This window comes from Lactivibrio alcoholicus (assembly GCF_055390895.1).
Genome location: NZ_AP042471.1, coordinates 585,343 through 597,808, shown reverse-complemented (window position 1 = coordinate 597,808; position 12,466 = coordinate 585,343). Strand labels below are relative to the sequence as shown.

General features: G+C 59.3%; 14 protein-coding genes and 1 rRNA gene. 7 read left to right on the top strand and 8 right to left on the bottom strand.

All coding sequences use genetic code 11. From position 1 onward, the window contains the following. The first annotated feature begins 49 nt into the window (after positions 1–49). Positions 50–165: ribosomal RNA gene (rrf, locus tag ACZ5IU_RS03050) — 5S ribosomal RNA — on the top strand. Between the two features lie 419 nt (positions 166–584). On the opposite strand, the gene ACZ5IU_RS03045 is transcribed toward rrf, so the two are convergent. From ACZ5IU_RS03045 to ACZ5IU_RS03020, 6 genes are all read right to left on the bottom strand, one after another. Further along, positions 585–1,031, bottom strand: a complete 447-nt coding sequence (locus ACZ5IU_RS03045) for an Lrp/AsnC family transcriptional regulator (protein WP_464420391.1) — start codon at positions 1,029–1,031, stop codon at positions 585–587. A gap of 143 nt (positions 1,032–1,174) precedes the next feature. After that, complete coding sequence (locus ACZ5IU_RS03040; RefSeq protein ID WP_464420389.1) at positions 1,175–1,555, bottom strand: hypothetical protein; 381 nt, start codon at positions 1,553–1,555, stop codon at positions 1,175–1,177. Positions 1,556–1,641: 86 nt separating this feature from the next. Next, positions 1,642–2,418: a hypothetical protein gene (locus tag ACZ5IU_RS03035; RefSeq protein WP_464420387.1), complete on the bottom strand. Its 777-nt coding sequence runs from the start codon at positions 2,416–2,418 to the stop codon at positions 1,642–1,644. 246 nt (positions 2,419–2,664) lie between these two features. Then, positions 2,665–3,600 (bottom strand): tetratricopeptide repeat protein, encoded by a 936-nt coding sequence (locus tag ACZ5IU_RS03030; protein WP_464420385.1) that lies wholly within the window; start codon positions 3,598–3,600, stop codon positions 2,665–2,667. Then, complete coding sequence (locus tag ACZ5IU_RS03025; protein ID WP_464420383.1) at positions 3,597–4,604, bottom strand: FlgT C-terminal domain-containing protein; 1,008 nt, start codon at positions 4,602–4,604, stop codon at positions 3,597–3,599. The genes ACZ5IU_RS03030 and ACZ5IU_RS03025 overlap by 4 nt, the downstream gene beginning before the upstream one ends. Before the next feature lie 75 nt (positions 4,605–4,679). Continuing rightward, positions 4,680–5,447: an SIR2 family NAD-dependent protein deacylase gene (locus ACZ5IU_RS03020; protein WP_464420381.1), complete on the bottom strand. Its 768-nt coding sequence runs from the start codon at positions 5,445–5,447 to the stop codon at positions 4,680–4,682. Between the two features lie 138 nt (positions 5,448–5,585). Here ACZ5IU_RS03020 and ACZ5IU_RS03015 point away from each other — a divergent pair, with 138 nt between their 5' ends. From ACZ5IU_RS03015 to ACZ5IU_RS02990, 6 genes are all read left to right on the top strand, one after another. Continuing rightward, complete coding sequence (locus ACZ5IU_RS03015) at positions 5,586–6,956, top strand: uracil-xanthine permease family protein (protein WP_464420379.1); 1,371 nt, start codon at positions 5,586–5,588, stop codon at positions 6,954–6,956. 232 nt (positions 6,957–7,188) lie between these two features. Further along, entirely contained in the window at positions 7,189–7,554 is a 366-nt protein-coding gene (locus tag ACZ5IU_RS03010; RefSeq protein ID WP_464420377.1) for a desulfoferrodoxin, read from the top strand. 1 nt (position 7,555) lies between these two features. Beyond that, positions 7,556–8,050, top strand: a complete 495-nt coding sequence (locus tag ACZ5IU_RS03005) for a ferritin (protein WP_464420375.1) — start codon at positions 7,556–7,558, stop codon at positions 8,048–8,050. Between the two features lie 92 nt (positions 8,051–8,142). Further along, on the top strand, positions 8,143–8,697 hold the full coding sequence (locus ACZ5IU_RS03000; RefSeq protein WP_464420373.1) for a flavin reductase family protein: 555 nt from the start codon (positions 8,143–8,145) through the stop codon (positions 8,695–8,697). Positions 8,698–8,710: 13 nt separating this feature from the next. Then, a complete protein-coding gene (locus ACZ5IU_RS02995) occupies positions 8,711–9,913 on the top strand; it encodes an FprA family A-type flavoprotein (RefSeq protein ID WP_464420371.1) in 1,203 nt (400 codons plus the stop codon). Between the two features lie 6 nt (positions 9,914–9,919). Further along, on the top strand, positions 9,920–10,762 hold the full coding sequence (locus ACZ5IU_RS02990) for a TIGR02757 family protein (protein WP_464420369.1): 843 nt from the start codon (positions 9,920–9,922) through the stop codon (positions 10,760–10,762). Here ACZ5IU_RS02990 and ACZ5IU_RS02985 read toward each other — a convergent pair. Both ACZ5IU_RS02985 and ACZ5IU_RS02980 read right to left on the bottom strand, forming a co-directional pair. Continuing rightward, positions 10,746–11,774: an asparaginase gene (locus ACZ5IU_RS02985; protein ID WP_464420367.1), complete on the bottom strand. Its 1,029-nt coding sequence runs from the start codon at positions 11,772–11,774 to the stop codon at positions 10,746–10,748. The genes ACZ5IU_RS02990 and ACZ5IU_RS02985 overlap by 17 nt on opposite strands. Next, the gene (locus ACZ5IU_RS02980) at positions 11,771–12,463 is read right to left on the bottom strand and encodes a polysaccharide deacetylase family protein (protein WP_464420365.1); all 693 of its coding nucleotides are present in this window, start codon (positions 12,461–12,463) and stop codon (positions 11,771–11,773) included. The genes ACZ5IU_RS02985 and ACZ5IU_RS02980 overlap by 4 nt, the downstream gene beginning before the upstream one ends. Positions 12,464–12,466 lie beyond the last annotated feature (3 nt).

Below are 12,466 nucleotides of genomic sequence, written 5' to 3'. Positions count from 1 at the left end.
GAGATATCGTCTTCTGTCGCAAGTGCATGAGGAAAGAAGAAAAGAGGTATCAGGTGACCCTGGCGGAGGGGACACACCCGGTTCCATGCCGAACCCGGAAGTTAAGCCCTCCAGCGCCGATGGTACTGCGGAGGGTATCCGCGGGAGAGTAGGTCGTCGCCTGATACCTTTTTTTGCTCTCCCCCCCTCCTTCCCCCGGATCTCCGTACGGCGTTTCCGAATACTCCTCATTCCCCCATAACCCTTACCCCATACCCAAACCAAACCCAAACCAAACCAAACCAAACCAAACCAAACCAAACCCAAACCAAACCAAAACCAAACCAAACCAAAACCAAACCAAACCAAAACCAAACCAAAACTCATACCCCGTAACCCGTAACACTCTATAACCCCAGCTGGACGCTCCCCACGTACCCGTTCCCGAGATGACAACCGTCCCCGCAGACGCAATGAGTAGAATGATCCGCAAACAATATGTCGCTCCCATCCAGCTTCCATACATAAAGGACCCGATCTCCGGGAGAGAAACGCGCGCCGGAAAACGGACCCAGTAGTGTTCCGGGTATCTTCGTACTGGCGCCCTAGAGCCGCAGTCCGCCCTTCCGGCTTTTGTAGCGTTTCAGGATAAGGTGCGTCTGAACTCTCGTGATTCCCTTGAGAGAGTAGATCCGTTCGAGTACAAAGTGCTCGAGCGCGTCCATGTCTTCGAGAAGCGCATGCATGTGCAGGGTGCTCGAACCCGTCATCAGGTACATGTTTTCGACGAATTCCTCTTCCCCGAGTGTTCGCGCAACTTCGTCGAGACACCACGGTTCGACGTCGATCTCGAAAAACGCGGAAACGAGTTTTCCCATCCTCTCCGGATTGATGGTGATCGTGAAGGACTCGATGATCCCTTCGTCTTTCAGTTTCTCGACGCGTTCCTTGACGCTTGCGCGCGTGAGACCGATCTTGCGGCCGAGTTCCGCGTAGCTTGTGCGGCCGTCGAGGGAAAGCGTTTCAAGGAGAACGCGGTCAAGGTTATCCATCAGGATGCCTCCTTTAGGAATTCCGGACGAAAACAAGGCCGGGAAGCTTCAACGCTTCCGGCCCCACTCCGGTACAAATATGACAGACCGAGAAAATGCTTCGTGATATGACACCCGTTCCGGCGTCGGAACGCATTCTGTTTCTACGGAACAGGAATATAGTATGTCGTCGATGGAGCGACGGCCGCTATCGGGGGCGGTGTGACGAGGACGGCCGCGGCGGTATACGGAACGGCGATGAACCCTGTCGGTGCCACGGCGAGAGGCGAAACGACGGCATAAGATGCCGGAACGCAGTAGATATGCCTTCCCGCGGCATCGAGGACGAACGGATATCCGTCGCGCGAGACGAACGGCTGCGCCGGGAGGCTTGAGGGATTCGGCATGCAGTAGCTGTCGATATAATCCGGTGCCACAATGACGGGCGGAGCTGCGACATATACCGCCGCGTCGGCATCGTGAGGGATTCCGAAGGCGAGGAAGAACAGAAATGGAACTGCCGCGAGTGTGAACCGAAGACGCATGAAGGACTCCTCCTTATGTGCTCTGCGTGTCGTCCGGCGAGTTTTCATAAAGCCTTTTCCTTCGTGTCGGACCATTCCGGCTCCTTTCAGTTGGCTGGAACGAGCCGTCCCATCCAGAGGAAGCCCCACACGGTCGCCTGGTTCGCAAGGATCGGCGTGTCGACATCGTTCCATCCGAGGTTGTTGTTCTTGACCATGCGCGTGATGGAGTAGAGATGTTCCTTTATCGTTTCCGCCGGGTTTTCGGGATTGTCCGGCGTACGTGCCTTGATCTCGTACCAGCTTCTCCCGGTCCATACGAAGAGAACCTTCGGTCTGTCGCCCTTCCATGCGATCGGCGTCCGGGGGTTCTCGAGAATGCCGACGCGATCGACGAAGCTTTTCCATGAGGAGACCATCGTGAAGTTCGAGTTCATGACCCAGTCGGGAACATAGGTCGGCGACAACGCAACGGGCTGCGCGGCAACGGGTGCGCACGGCACCGCCTGCGCCTGAATCGTCTGCTGCCGGAAGGGAACGATCTGAACCTGCCGCGTCGAGGAAATCTGTGCGGCGTCCGCATAGGGGGTGATCGCTATAGTGTACGGATTGACGGAACCAACGACGTACGATGTCGGGGCAAGCGCTGTTCCGTTGTAGGATCCGTAGACCCAGACGCCGCTCGACGCGCGTACGATCGGGAATCCGTCGAACGTAACGAACCATCCGGCCGGCATGTTGTACGGCCGGTAGACATAGAAACTCATTCCGGCATACACCGGTTGCGATACGAGGACGGGCTCGACGACGTACGTCGCGGCCATCCCCGCTCCGGAAATCCCAAGACAGAGCAGAACGGTAAGTGCGATCAGGGTTTTTCTCATTGAGCATCCTTCCCCCTTTTCGAATCGGAGTCATCCGTGACTCCGCATGATACTCGGTCGTGACGTTCGATTCTGGAGAATAAACGCGCGCGTACAATGCCGACGCAAAAATAAACTATTTCAGCCGCTTGTGCAAGCGGGAAAACGAAGAAGCGTGTCGGCTTGCCGGACAATAGAATTAAACCGTGCCTCCTATAATGAGGATTGTCTTCACGATCATGAGTACCTTATCCCGGGATCCGCGAATCAATCCCCGGAGACGGGCAGAACCGGAATATCCCCCGATACGACCGGAGAGGGAGGGGCGTTTTCCGGCTGCGGCGGCGTATGGACCGGCGCCGACGGGGGCGGCGGCGTGTACGCGGGTACTTTCTGTCCGGGCTCCGGAGGCACATAGACCGGAGTTTCGGTCTTCTGCGGCTGTCGGGAAAACGGGACGTCGAAAGCTGCGGCCGCAGGCCTCGGGAGCTTGGGCCCGGCTGTTCCGGGAGATGGTGGAATATAGACTGGTGCTCCTTGCGGAGCCGTATTCGACGGAACCGGTATATACGTCGGAGTTCCTTTCGGGAGGACCGTCGACGGCTGCGTCGGCTGTTTTTTCGGAATGGCCGCGTCGCGTGACACAGGTATTGCCGCGGTCTCTGGCGGAAGAATCAGAAACCCCGCCGAAACGGGCGGTATTTCGGAAATCCTCGCAGGGCGTTTCGGATCCCAGAGAGGCTTTCTTCCTCCGTTACCGGGGTACGTGAGGATCCGCGAAAGCTCGGGGTGGTTCGGAGCGAGCGAGAGAGTTCGCCTGTAAGCGTCCTGGGCTTCGTCGAAATACCCGAGGGCTTCGTATGTCTGCGCGATTGCGAACCAGCAGTCCGCGTTTTTCGGTTCGTGCGAAACCGCTTGCCGGAGAACCGTAAGAGCCTGTGTAAAGAATCGCTGGTCGTACAACCTTCGGCCCTGTTCGAGCAACGTCGGCGGCATGGGAGTCGGAACCGGCGTCGGGGTGGGGTTGGGAGCCTTTCGCGGACGGGGACGCTTCTTCGTGTTCTTCTTCGGGACCTTCTGTGATTTCGGCTGGTTTTCCGATTCGTGGTGGATCACGCCATTGGCGAGGACGGGGAGGGCTTCGTCCGTCATCAGAATTGCGGATAGTCCCACCGCAACCATCGCATAGAGGAAACGTCTCATTTGAGTGGTGCCGCCTTTCTTGGGCCGTACAGCGGCATGGCGACGAGGTCGTTGAGCTGCACGGGATTCCGGGGATCTTCGTTGACGAGGCGAACCACGGCCTCGGACTGCTTGATGAAGGTCACCCGTACGTTTCCGACGACGCGAGGGAGGATGATGACGGGGTTTTCGGGATCGACGGTAACGTATTTGTCGCTCCGGACCACCTGGAGCGTATCTCCGACGACGAGGGAATCCTCCCGACCGAGCGTAATGATGTACTCCCGCTTTTTCCGGGTCGAATCCGCTGTCGGAGCGGCGAGTCTGCCCATCACGCGGTATCCGTTGTACCCTTTCATGATATCGTCGAACGCCCCGCGGACGGCGTTCTTGCAGGCCTGCCAGTACGGGGTTCCCTCGAACTGTTTCCACGTCGGCCTGCTCATCCGTTGTCCCTTATCGCCCGGCGTGAGCCGCAGAAGATCGATTCCGTCCTTGTGAAGCACGTCGAAAAGGGAAAACCCCCGTGCGCTCAGGAAGAATAACCGGTCGTCGCCGGGATTGAAGGTGAACCGCGTATCGGTTCCCGTCGAATTGCGGGCGTCGGAAACGCGCCCGGTCACTGGGTCGAACACACGCATCCGGAGCGAAATCTGTCCCTTCTGCCACGAACCGAGGACCTCTCGTTCCTTCGTCAGGGAACGGAACAGTTCGAGACGGACCGCGAATGCTCCGAAACGACTTCCGGGATCGTCGAGCCATCGGCTGGCCCTCGCCTCGTCGAGGATGCGTACGGATGCGTACGGATGCTCCCTGAAGAGGGAGACGAGATACTCCGTGATGCGATCGCACAGGACATCGACGGGGTAGTATTTGCTCTCCCAGACTTCGAGGCCCGTCTCATTGAGCGTCGGGAAAACCGCGACTTCAAAGGAGCGTTCCGTGACGACCGAAGCCTGCGCGGAGGGTGAAAACGCGGCGAAAAGGGCGAGGAACAGAAGGACTCTCCCGATGGATCTTTTCATGCTGCCAAGGTCACCTGCCCGACGGAAGAAAACTCTTCCAGTATGGATATATAATCGGTAATCCGCAGCGAGGCATCAAGAGAGACCGGGGAAGATCTCAGAACCGACCGCGCGGAAAAACTCGTCGATGTCCTCCTCGGCATGCACCAGAATCCGGTCTCTGCTCAGATACGAGTGACAGAATTCTCCTCGGTTGACGACGATGATCTTCCCGGGGCACATTGCGGGAAGGCGCGCCGCGGGTGTCACGGCGAGCGACGAGCCGACGACGAACAGAAGATCGGCGTCGTGCACGATGCGCTGGCAGCGTTCGAGGTGCTTTACGTTCTCCCCGAAAAAGACGATGTCGGGCTTGATGACGCCGCCGCAGGCGCAATGGGGAACCGTTTCCTCGAGCATCTTGCGCTTCGATGTGTCGTAGTCGTACGAACGACGGCAGGACGTACACGAACTCGACCAGATGCCGCCGTGGATCTCGAGGACGTTTCGGGTGCCGGCGCGCTGATGGAGGGAATCGATATTCTGCGTGACGATGCCCGTGAGTTTCCCTTCACGTTCGAGGTGGGTGAAAAAGCGATGGCTGAACGTCGGTTCGACCTGGTCGAGAATCCTGAGAAATTCTCTGTGGAATTCATAGAAGAACTCGGGTCTCCTGTGAAAGAAATCGATATCGAAGATCTGCTCGGGATCGACGTTCATCTTCCTGCGGTAAATACCGTTCGGACCTCGGAAGTCAGGGATTCCCGCGCTCGTCGAAAGCCCCGCCCCGCTCAGCAGGACGACGCGTCCGCTCTCACCGAGAGCATCGATACACTGTCGGACATGCGACTGATTCTGAATCACCGGAATCACCTCCGCACTCGGTATTATAGCCCAGAACGGACAATCGTGGCGCGCTGCAAGTTAATTTTTATTTTATGCAACCGCGTGCGCATTGTGCTAGAATCCCTTCAATTTGTCCAATCTGGAGGTGTTTTCCAAATGGCCAATCGAAGGCTCATGTACGGTGTCGATGATCGTCCTCCGTTCCCGGTCATGCTTCTCGCAGGGTTTCAGCACGTTCTTACACTTTTCGGCGCGACGACACTCGTTCCCCTCATTTTCGGTCCCGCAATGGGGATGGACACGGTTCAGATAGGCTTTTTCATTTCGTGCGTATATTTCGCGATGGGCATTGCGACGCTCATCCAGACCCACCCGAAACTCGGTTCGGGGCTGCCGATCGTGCAGGGGTCGAGCTTCAGCTTCATTCCTCCGATAATGACCATCATCACGGCCTTCAAGGCCGCCGGTCCTGCGGCGATAATGGGGCATATCGGCGGCGCGCTGATCGTCGGCGGCGCGACGCTTGCGGTCATCGGTTATTCGCGCCTTGTCTCCGTGATTCGCAAGTTCATCACGCCGGTCGTGATCGGACCTACGATCATGGCGATCGGATTTTCGCTCGCTCCGACGGCGATTCAGTTCAACGCCGCGAAATACTGGCCGGTTTCGCTCCTGGTGGTTGTCTGCGTATTTGCGTTCAGTCTCATCAGCAAGAAGAAGTTCCTGAATATCTTCGCGGTCCTTTCGTCCATCACGATCGCCTACCTTGTCTGCCTTTTCGGAACGCTCGCCGGGTTCTTTCCGGAAAGCCACGCGGCGCACGTGAACCTCGCGGGGATCATTTCCGCTCCGTGGTTCCGTGTGACCGGATTTCTCCCGTGGGGCGGTCTCTCGTTCGACGCGCTTTCGATCGGAGCGGTGACCGCCGGATTCTTCGCCGTCATGATCGAGTCCATCGGTGACTATCACTCGTGCTCCTACGTCTCGAACCTTCCGGATCCCGACGCGGAGACCATCAGCCGCGGCATCGGCGCCGAGGGTGTGAACTGCGTACTCGCGGGGCTCTTCGGCGCGGTCGGAACGACATCCTATACGGAGAACATCGGCCTCATCGGCCTTACGGGTGTCGCGTCGCGCTGGGTCGTGCGGACGGGCGCCGTCCTGCTGATCGTCATGAGCTTCATCGGGAAGCTCGCCGCCCTGATCGCGACGATTCCGAGCCCGGTCATCGGCGGAGCGTACATCGCTCTTTTCGGAATCATCGGCGCTCTCGGCATCCAGGTTCTCATGCGCGCGGACATGGGCAGCCAGCGCAATATCCTCATCGTCGGATTCGCGTTCCTGATGGCAATGGGTTTGCCCGGCTGGGTCGAGGGGAACAAGGACGTGTTTCTGGCGCTCGGGATCCCGGGAGAGGTTCTCTGGGCGATCCTCAAGACGCCGATGGCCGTCGCGGGACTCTGCGCAGCCTTCTGGGACGGCATTGTCCCGGGAACGCCCGAGGAGCGTGGCATCACGGCCCGGTAAGGACAGACGCACTCGAAGGGGACGCCCGACCGGCGTCCTTTTTTTGTTCGTTAGACGCCCTGCAGGAGCCGAAGACGAAAGAGTGCGATATTTCCGATGCTTGACATATATACCCCGGAGCTGTATAAATAACATTGCAATCCAGAGTGTTTTTGTCTGAAAATGGCGTGCTATAATAATCACTAGTGTGCACAAGACTTGAAAGCCTATAATTGCGAAGGAGGAGAGGGGAATGACCAAGAGGCTAGAAGTGTTCAAGTGCGAACTCTGCGGCAACATTGTGGAGGTGCTCCACGCCGGCGGCGGGGAACTGGTCTGTTGCGGCCAGCCCATGAAGCTCCTTGAGGAGAAGACGGCCGATGCGGCGACCGAAAAACACGTACCGGTCATCGAAGGTCACACCGTGAAAGTCGGGAGCGTTCCGCATCCGATGACCGACCAGCACTACATTGAATGGATCGAGATTATCGGAGGCGACAGAATCTGCCGGAAGTTCCTGAAACCAGGCAAGCCTGCGGAAGCCGTTTTCGACGGGTTCGCGCCCGAAACGAGCAGGGAATACTGCAATATACACGGATTATGGAAGGCGGGGAAGTAGGATGATTTCCAAAAAGATGCAGGATGCGTTTGTCGACCAGATCAACGAAGAACTTTTTTCATCGTATCTCTATATGTCGATGGCGGCGTGGTTCGAATCGCGGAATCTGCGCGGCATGGCGCAGTGGATGCGTGTCCAGGCGGGTGAGGAGCATGGGCACGCCATGAAGTTCTTCGACGAAATCGTCGAACGCGGCGGACGCGTGAAGCTCGCGGAGATCAAGGCACCGCAGTTCGAGTGGAAAACGCCAATCGAGGCTTTTCAGGCGGCTCTCTCACACGAGCAGCACATCACGAAGCGGATCAACGACCTTACGGACATGGCCATAAAGGAAAAGGATCACGCGAGCGAGATTTTCCTCCAGTGGTTCGTGAAAGAACAGGTCGAGGAAGAGGCGAATGCCGACGAAATAGTCCACAAGTTCGGGTTTATCGGAGAGGCCGGACACGGGCTCTACATGCTCGACAAGGAGCTCGGAGCGCGCAAGGCTGACTGATCCGGGCGGCCGGAAATCGCCGGATGACACAGCGGGGGACGGGAGCCTGTGGGGTCTCCTGTCCCCCGCCTTCGCAGGAGGAGGCGGTCAGGATGGATGTGCGACAACCCGATGCCTGCAAGGCGGGAGGCATCGACCCGAGAGCGCTCTTCACGCTCAACTACGGCGTCTACATCGTGAGTACCGCGTACGAAGGCAAGATGAACGGACAGATCATCAACGCGCTCATGCAGGTGACGGGCGATCCGATCTGCGTTGCGGCGTGTCTCCACCGCGAGAATTACACGACGGAACTCGTGCGGAAGAGTGGACGATTTTCCGTCTCCGTCCTCGAAGACAGTGCGCCGCTCAAGTTCATCGGGGTCTTCGGGTTTAGGTGCGGCCGCGAGTTCGACAAATTCCGCGAATGTTCCTTCACGCTCGACGAGAACGGCATGCCTCTCGTGACGGACTACACGATCGCCGGGATCGAAGCGAGAGTCGTTTCATCCCTCGACGTCCACACACATACGATCTTCATCGGAGAGGTCGAAAAGGCTGCGATCCTTCGGGACGGAACGCCTCTCACGTACGCGAACTACCACAACATCAAGAAGGGCAAGTCGCCGGACAAGGCCCCGTCCTTCGTGTTCAACGCTATAAAATGACAGGAGGAGACCCATGTATCCGCTCGAGATAAAACCGAACGTCTTCTGGGCGGGCGTCATCGACTGGACGCTCAGGGACTTCCACGGATATTCGACCGAGAAGGGATCCACGTACAACGCGTTCATCGCGAAAGGGACCGACAAGACCGTACTCTTCGACACCGCGAAGGCGACGTATACCGACGAACTCCTGCGGCGCGTACGGGAGATCATGGATCCGTCTGAGATCGACTATATCGTCGTGAACCACGCCGAAATGGATCATACGGGGAGCCTTCCCACGATGGTCGAGGCGATCCGGCCGGAGAAGATCTTCATGAGCAAGCCCTGCCTCGATGCCGTCACCGCCCACTTTGGTCCGCGGGACTGGCCCGTGCAGGTCGTCTCGACCGGCGACGAACTGCAACTCGGCGGCAAGACCGTCACGTTCATCGAGGCGCGGATGCTCCACTGGCCCGACAGCATGTTCTCCTATATCAGAGAAGACAGGCTTTTCGTCACGAGCGACGGATTCGGGCAGCACTATGCCACGAGCGAGCGCTTCGACGACGAGGTCGATCTCGGCGAGGCCATGCATCAGGCGGCGAAATATTATGCCAACATCCTTCTGCCCTATTCACCGATGATGGTCAAGGCACTTGACCAGATCGAAAGGCTCGGGCTCGATATCGACATGATCGCTCCGGACCACGGCGTCATCTGGCGGTCCCATGTCGCCGCCATCGTCGCCGCGTACAGGAAGTGGGCGACCGGGGCCGCGAAGCGCAAGGCGGTCGTCGTGTTCGACACGATGTGGCAGAGCACGGCGAAGATGGCGGCGCATATCGTCGAGGGGCTCATGGACGAGGGAGTCCATACAACCTCGATGGACCTCCACGTGACGCACCACAGTGATGTCATCACGGAGCTTCTCGAGGCGAAAGGATTCGTTCTCGGCTCGCCCACGCTCAACAACGGGTATCTGCCGCGGATGGCGGATACGATCTGCTACGTGAAGGGACTCCGGCCCATGGGCAAGATCGGCGCCGCGTTCGGCTCCTATGGCTGGGGCGGCGAATCGCTGAAGCTGCTGAACGCCGAACTCGAGGCGATGAAGGTCGCCGTCGTTCACCCCGGGATTCGCGTGAAGTATGTCCCGAGGGCGGAGGAACTCGCCCAGTGCTTCGAAATGGGGCGGACGATCGGAAGGGCGATCGTCGAAGCCGTGCCGGAGTAGTCCTTCGTGTCGCAGAACCGGAAGAACGTTGCCACCCCGGAGGTTTTCCGTTGCCTCCGGGGCTTTTTCGACGAGCTTTACGACGTCTATACGCGCCGGGAATACGTTCCTCCCGACCCCGTGGAGGCGCTTTACGTCTATGACGACCCGCGGGATCGCGAAATCGCGGGACTTGTCGCGTCGTGCCTCGCGTACGGACGTGCGGCCTCGATCTCGAAGAGCGTCGCGAAAATCCTCGGGCCGCTGTCACTCTATCCGAGGGAAGCGCTCCTGTCGCTCGGAAAGGGCGACCTGTGCCGGTTGTACTCGGGGTTCCGGCATCGTTTTACATCGGGCGACGCGATGGCTGCCCTCCTTTCGGGGGCGACGAATGTCGTCCGGGAGTTCGGGACTCTCGGAGCCTGTTTTCACTCGATGTTCGGCGAATCGGGAGAACTCGAGGGCGCGGCCGGCGCGTTCGTCCGGGAGATCCGGAGGGCGGGCGGACTCGAGGACGCGTTCCTGCTTCCCGACCCCGCCGACGGCAGCGCGTGCAAGCGACTCTTTCTCTACGTCAAATGGATGGTCAGGAGGGACGCCGTCGACCCGGGCGGGTGGGACGATATTCCAGCGTACTCTCTCATGATGCCCGTCGATACGCATATCTTCCATATTGGCCGTGAACTCGGGTTTACGACCAGATCGCAGGCGGATCTCCGGACCTGCAGGGAGATCACGAACGCCTTCGCGAAAATCAGTCCGGAAGATCCGACGAAGTACGATTTCTGCCTCTCCCGATTCGGCATCCGTTCCGATCTGGAGATCGGGGACCTGCTCGCAGGCTGTGCCGCCCTCACCGGTCCGCGCTGATCTCGTCGCAGAATGGCGTGTGGAACGCCGCCTGAAGGACCGCCGAGTCTCCTTCGGGGATATGCGGCAGCAAAAGCATGAGTTTCGTGATAATCGCCTCGCGGCTCATGTCCTTCCCCGAGATCACGCCCATCCGGAGCGTTTTTCGTCCGACCTCGTAGATGCTCAGATCGACGCCTCCGAAGACGCATTGCGTCGTGATCACGACCGGGATCGAGTGATTTCTCGCGTGTTCGATCGGCGGGAGCAGGTTCTCGCCGAGATAGGGAACGCCCCCCATTCCGAGCGCCTCGATGACGATGGCCTTCGGCTGCATCGCGATCGAAGCCTCGAGATGCCGCGCAGGATACCCGGGAAAGAGCGTGACGAGAAGGATGGACCGCTCCATGCGGAAGACGCCGTTTTTCTGGCGGAACGGTGCGTCGCCGGGGTCCGCGAAGACCGGACGATGCCGAAGCGACGGACCTCCGGCGTCGATCGTCCCGAGAACCGGGTAATTGATACTCGAGAAAGCCGTCTGCGTGTGGCTCAGGATCTTCTGCGACCTCGGCCCGTGGATCAGGAACCCGCCGAACGCGATCGAAACCCCCGCTTGTCCGCGCTTCGCGAGCGTCTTCAGGAAGAGAAAGGCGTTGCGGACGTTATCGACGGCGTCCGTACCGGGGACGTCTATCGGATGCATCGATCCCGTCAGGACAACGGGTTTGTCGAACCCGAGCAGCATGTAGGAGAGCGCCGAAGCGGAATACGCCATCGTGTCGGTACCGTGGAGGATCAGGAAACCGTCGGCGTCGCCGCGCCGTTCGAGGACGCAGGTCGCGATGCGCGCCCAGTCGTTCGGATGCATGTTCGAGCTATCCTTCGAGAGGAGGTCGACGACCGACACGGATCCGGACCGTTCGAGGTCGGGAATGCGGGCGATCAGCTGTTCCCCGCGCATCGTCGGCGTGAGCCCCTCGTCACCGGGGCTCGACGCGATGGTTCCCCCCGTCGAAATGACGCATATCCTCATGAACCGATTCCTCCCCGTCTGTGAGATCCGGGTCGCGCGCCGAGCGGGACCGGAAAGAGCTCGTCGAGCGTCACGAACCGATATCCCCGTTTCCTGAGTTCCCTCACGATCTCCGGGATCGCCCTGACCGTCGCATCCACGCCGTCGTGCATGAGGACGATTCCTCCCGGACGGACGGAACCGAGAACCCTTCGTACGATCCGTTCCGGCGACAACCCCGTGTAGTCGCGGCTGTTGACCGTCCAGTAGACCGTCATGAGCTCGGCCCTCCGTCCGGCCTCCTCGACGGAAGCGTTCGTTCGTCCTCCAGGCGGCCTGCAGAAGCGCACCTCCGTTCCGAGAGTATCCCGGATGATCGCGGAGCAGGCGAGATACTCGCCGCAGGCCTCATCCGGAGGCAGTTCCGTCAGGTTGGGGTGCGAGTTGGAATGATTCGCGACCGTGTGCCCTCCGTCGCGGATGCGCCGCAGAACCTGACGATTGAACGCCGCCTGCTTCCCGACGACGAAGAAAGAAGCTTTCACGTTCTCGTCGGACAGAACCCGCAGAAGTTCGAGCGTCCGCTCTCCGTGCGGTCCGTCATCGAACGTGAGTGCCACGGTCCTGTCGACGCGGGGCGCGCCGCACGCGACACCCGAGAAGAGAATGACGGCGCATAACGCGAAGAACACTTTCGGGCGGATGTTCATCCG

Bases quoted from the DNA above. Each gene is read 5' to 3' on its own strand.
- ACZ5IU_RS03045 (WP_464420391.1), bottom strand. From the start codon at position 1,031: ATGGATAACCTTGACCGCGTTCTCCTTGAAACGCTTTCCCTCGACGGC.
- ACZ5IU_RS03040 (WP_464420389.1), bottom strand. From the start codon at position 1,555: ATGCGTCTTCGGTTCACACTCGCGGCAGTTCCATTTCTGTTCTTCCTC.
- ACZ5IU_RS03035 (WP_464420387.1), bottom strand. From the start codon at position 2,418: ATGAGAAAAACCCTGATCGCACTTACCGTTCTGCTCTGTCTTGGGATT.
- ACZ5IU_RS03030 (WP_464420385.1), bottom strand. From the start codon at position 3,600: ATGAGACGTTTCCTCTATGCGATGGTTGCGGTGGGACTATCCGCAATT.
- ACZ5IU_RS03025 (WP_464420383.1), bottom strand. From the start codon at position 4,604: ATGAAAAGATCCATCGGGAGAGTCCTTCTGTTCCTCGCCCTTTTCGCC.
- ACZ5IU_RS03015 (WP_464420379.1), top strand. From the start codon at position 5,586: ATGGCCAATCGAAGGCTCATGTACGGTGTCGATGATCGTCCTCCGTTC.
- ACZ5IU_RS03010 (WP_464420377.1), top strand. From the start codon at position 7,189: ATGACCAAGAGGCTAGAAGTGTTCAAGTGCGAACTCTGCGGCAACATT.
- ACZ5IU_RS03005 (WP_464420375.1), top strand. From the start codon at position 7,556: ATGATTTCCAAAAAGATGCAGGATGCGTTTGTCGACCAGATCAACGAA.
- ACZ5IU_RS03000 (WP_464420373.1), top strand. From the start codon at position 8,143: ATGGATGTGCGACAACCCGATGCCTGCAAGGCGGGAGGCATCGACCCG.
- ACZ5IU_RS02995 (WP_464420371.1), top strand. From the start codon at position 8,711: ATGTATCCGCTCGAGATAAAACCGAACGTCTTCTGGGCGGGCGTCATC.
- ACZ5IU_RS02985 (WP_464420367.1), bottom strand. From the start codon at position 11,774: ATGAGGATATGCGTCATTTCGACGGGGGGAACCATCGCGTCGAGCCCC.
- ACZ5IU_RS02980 (WP_464420365.1), bottom strand. From the start codon at position 12,463: ATGAACATCCGCCCGAAAGTGTTCTTCGCGTTATGCGCCGTCATTCTC.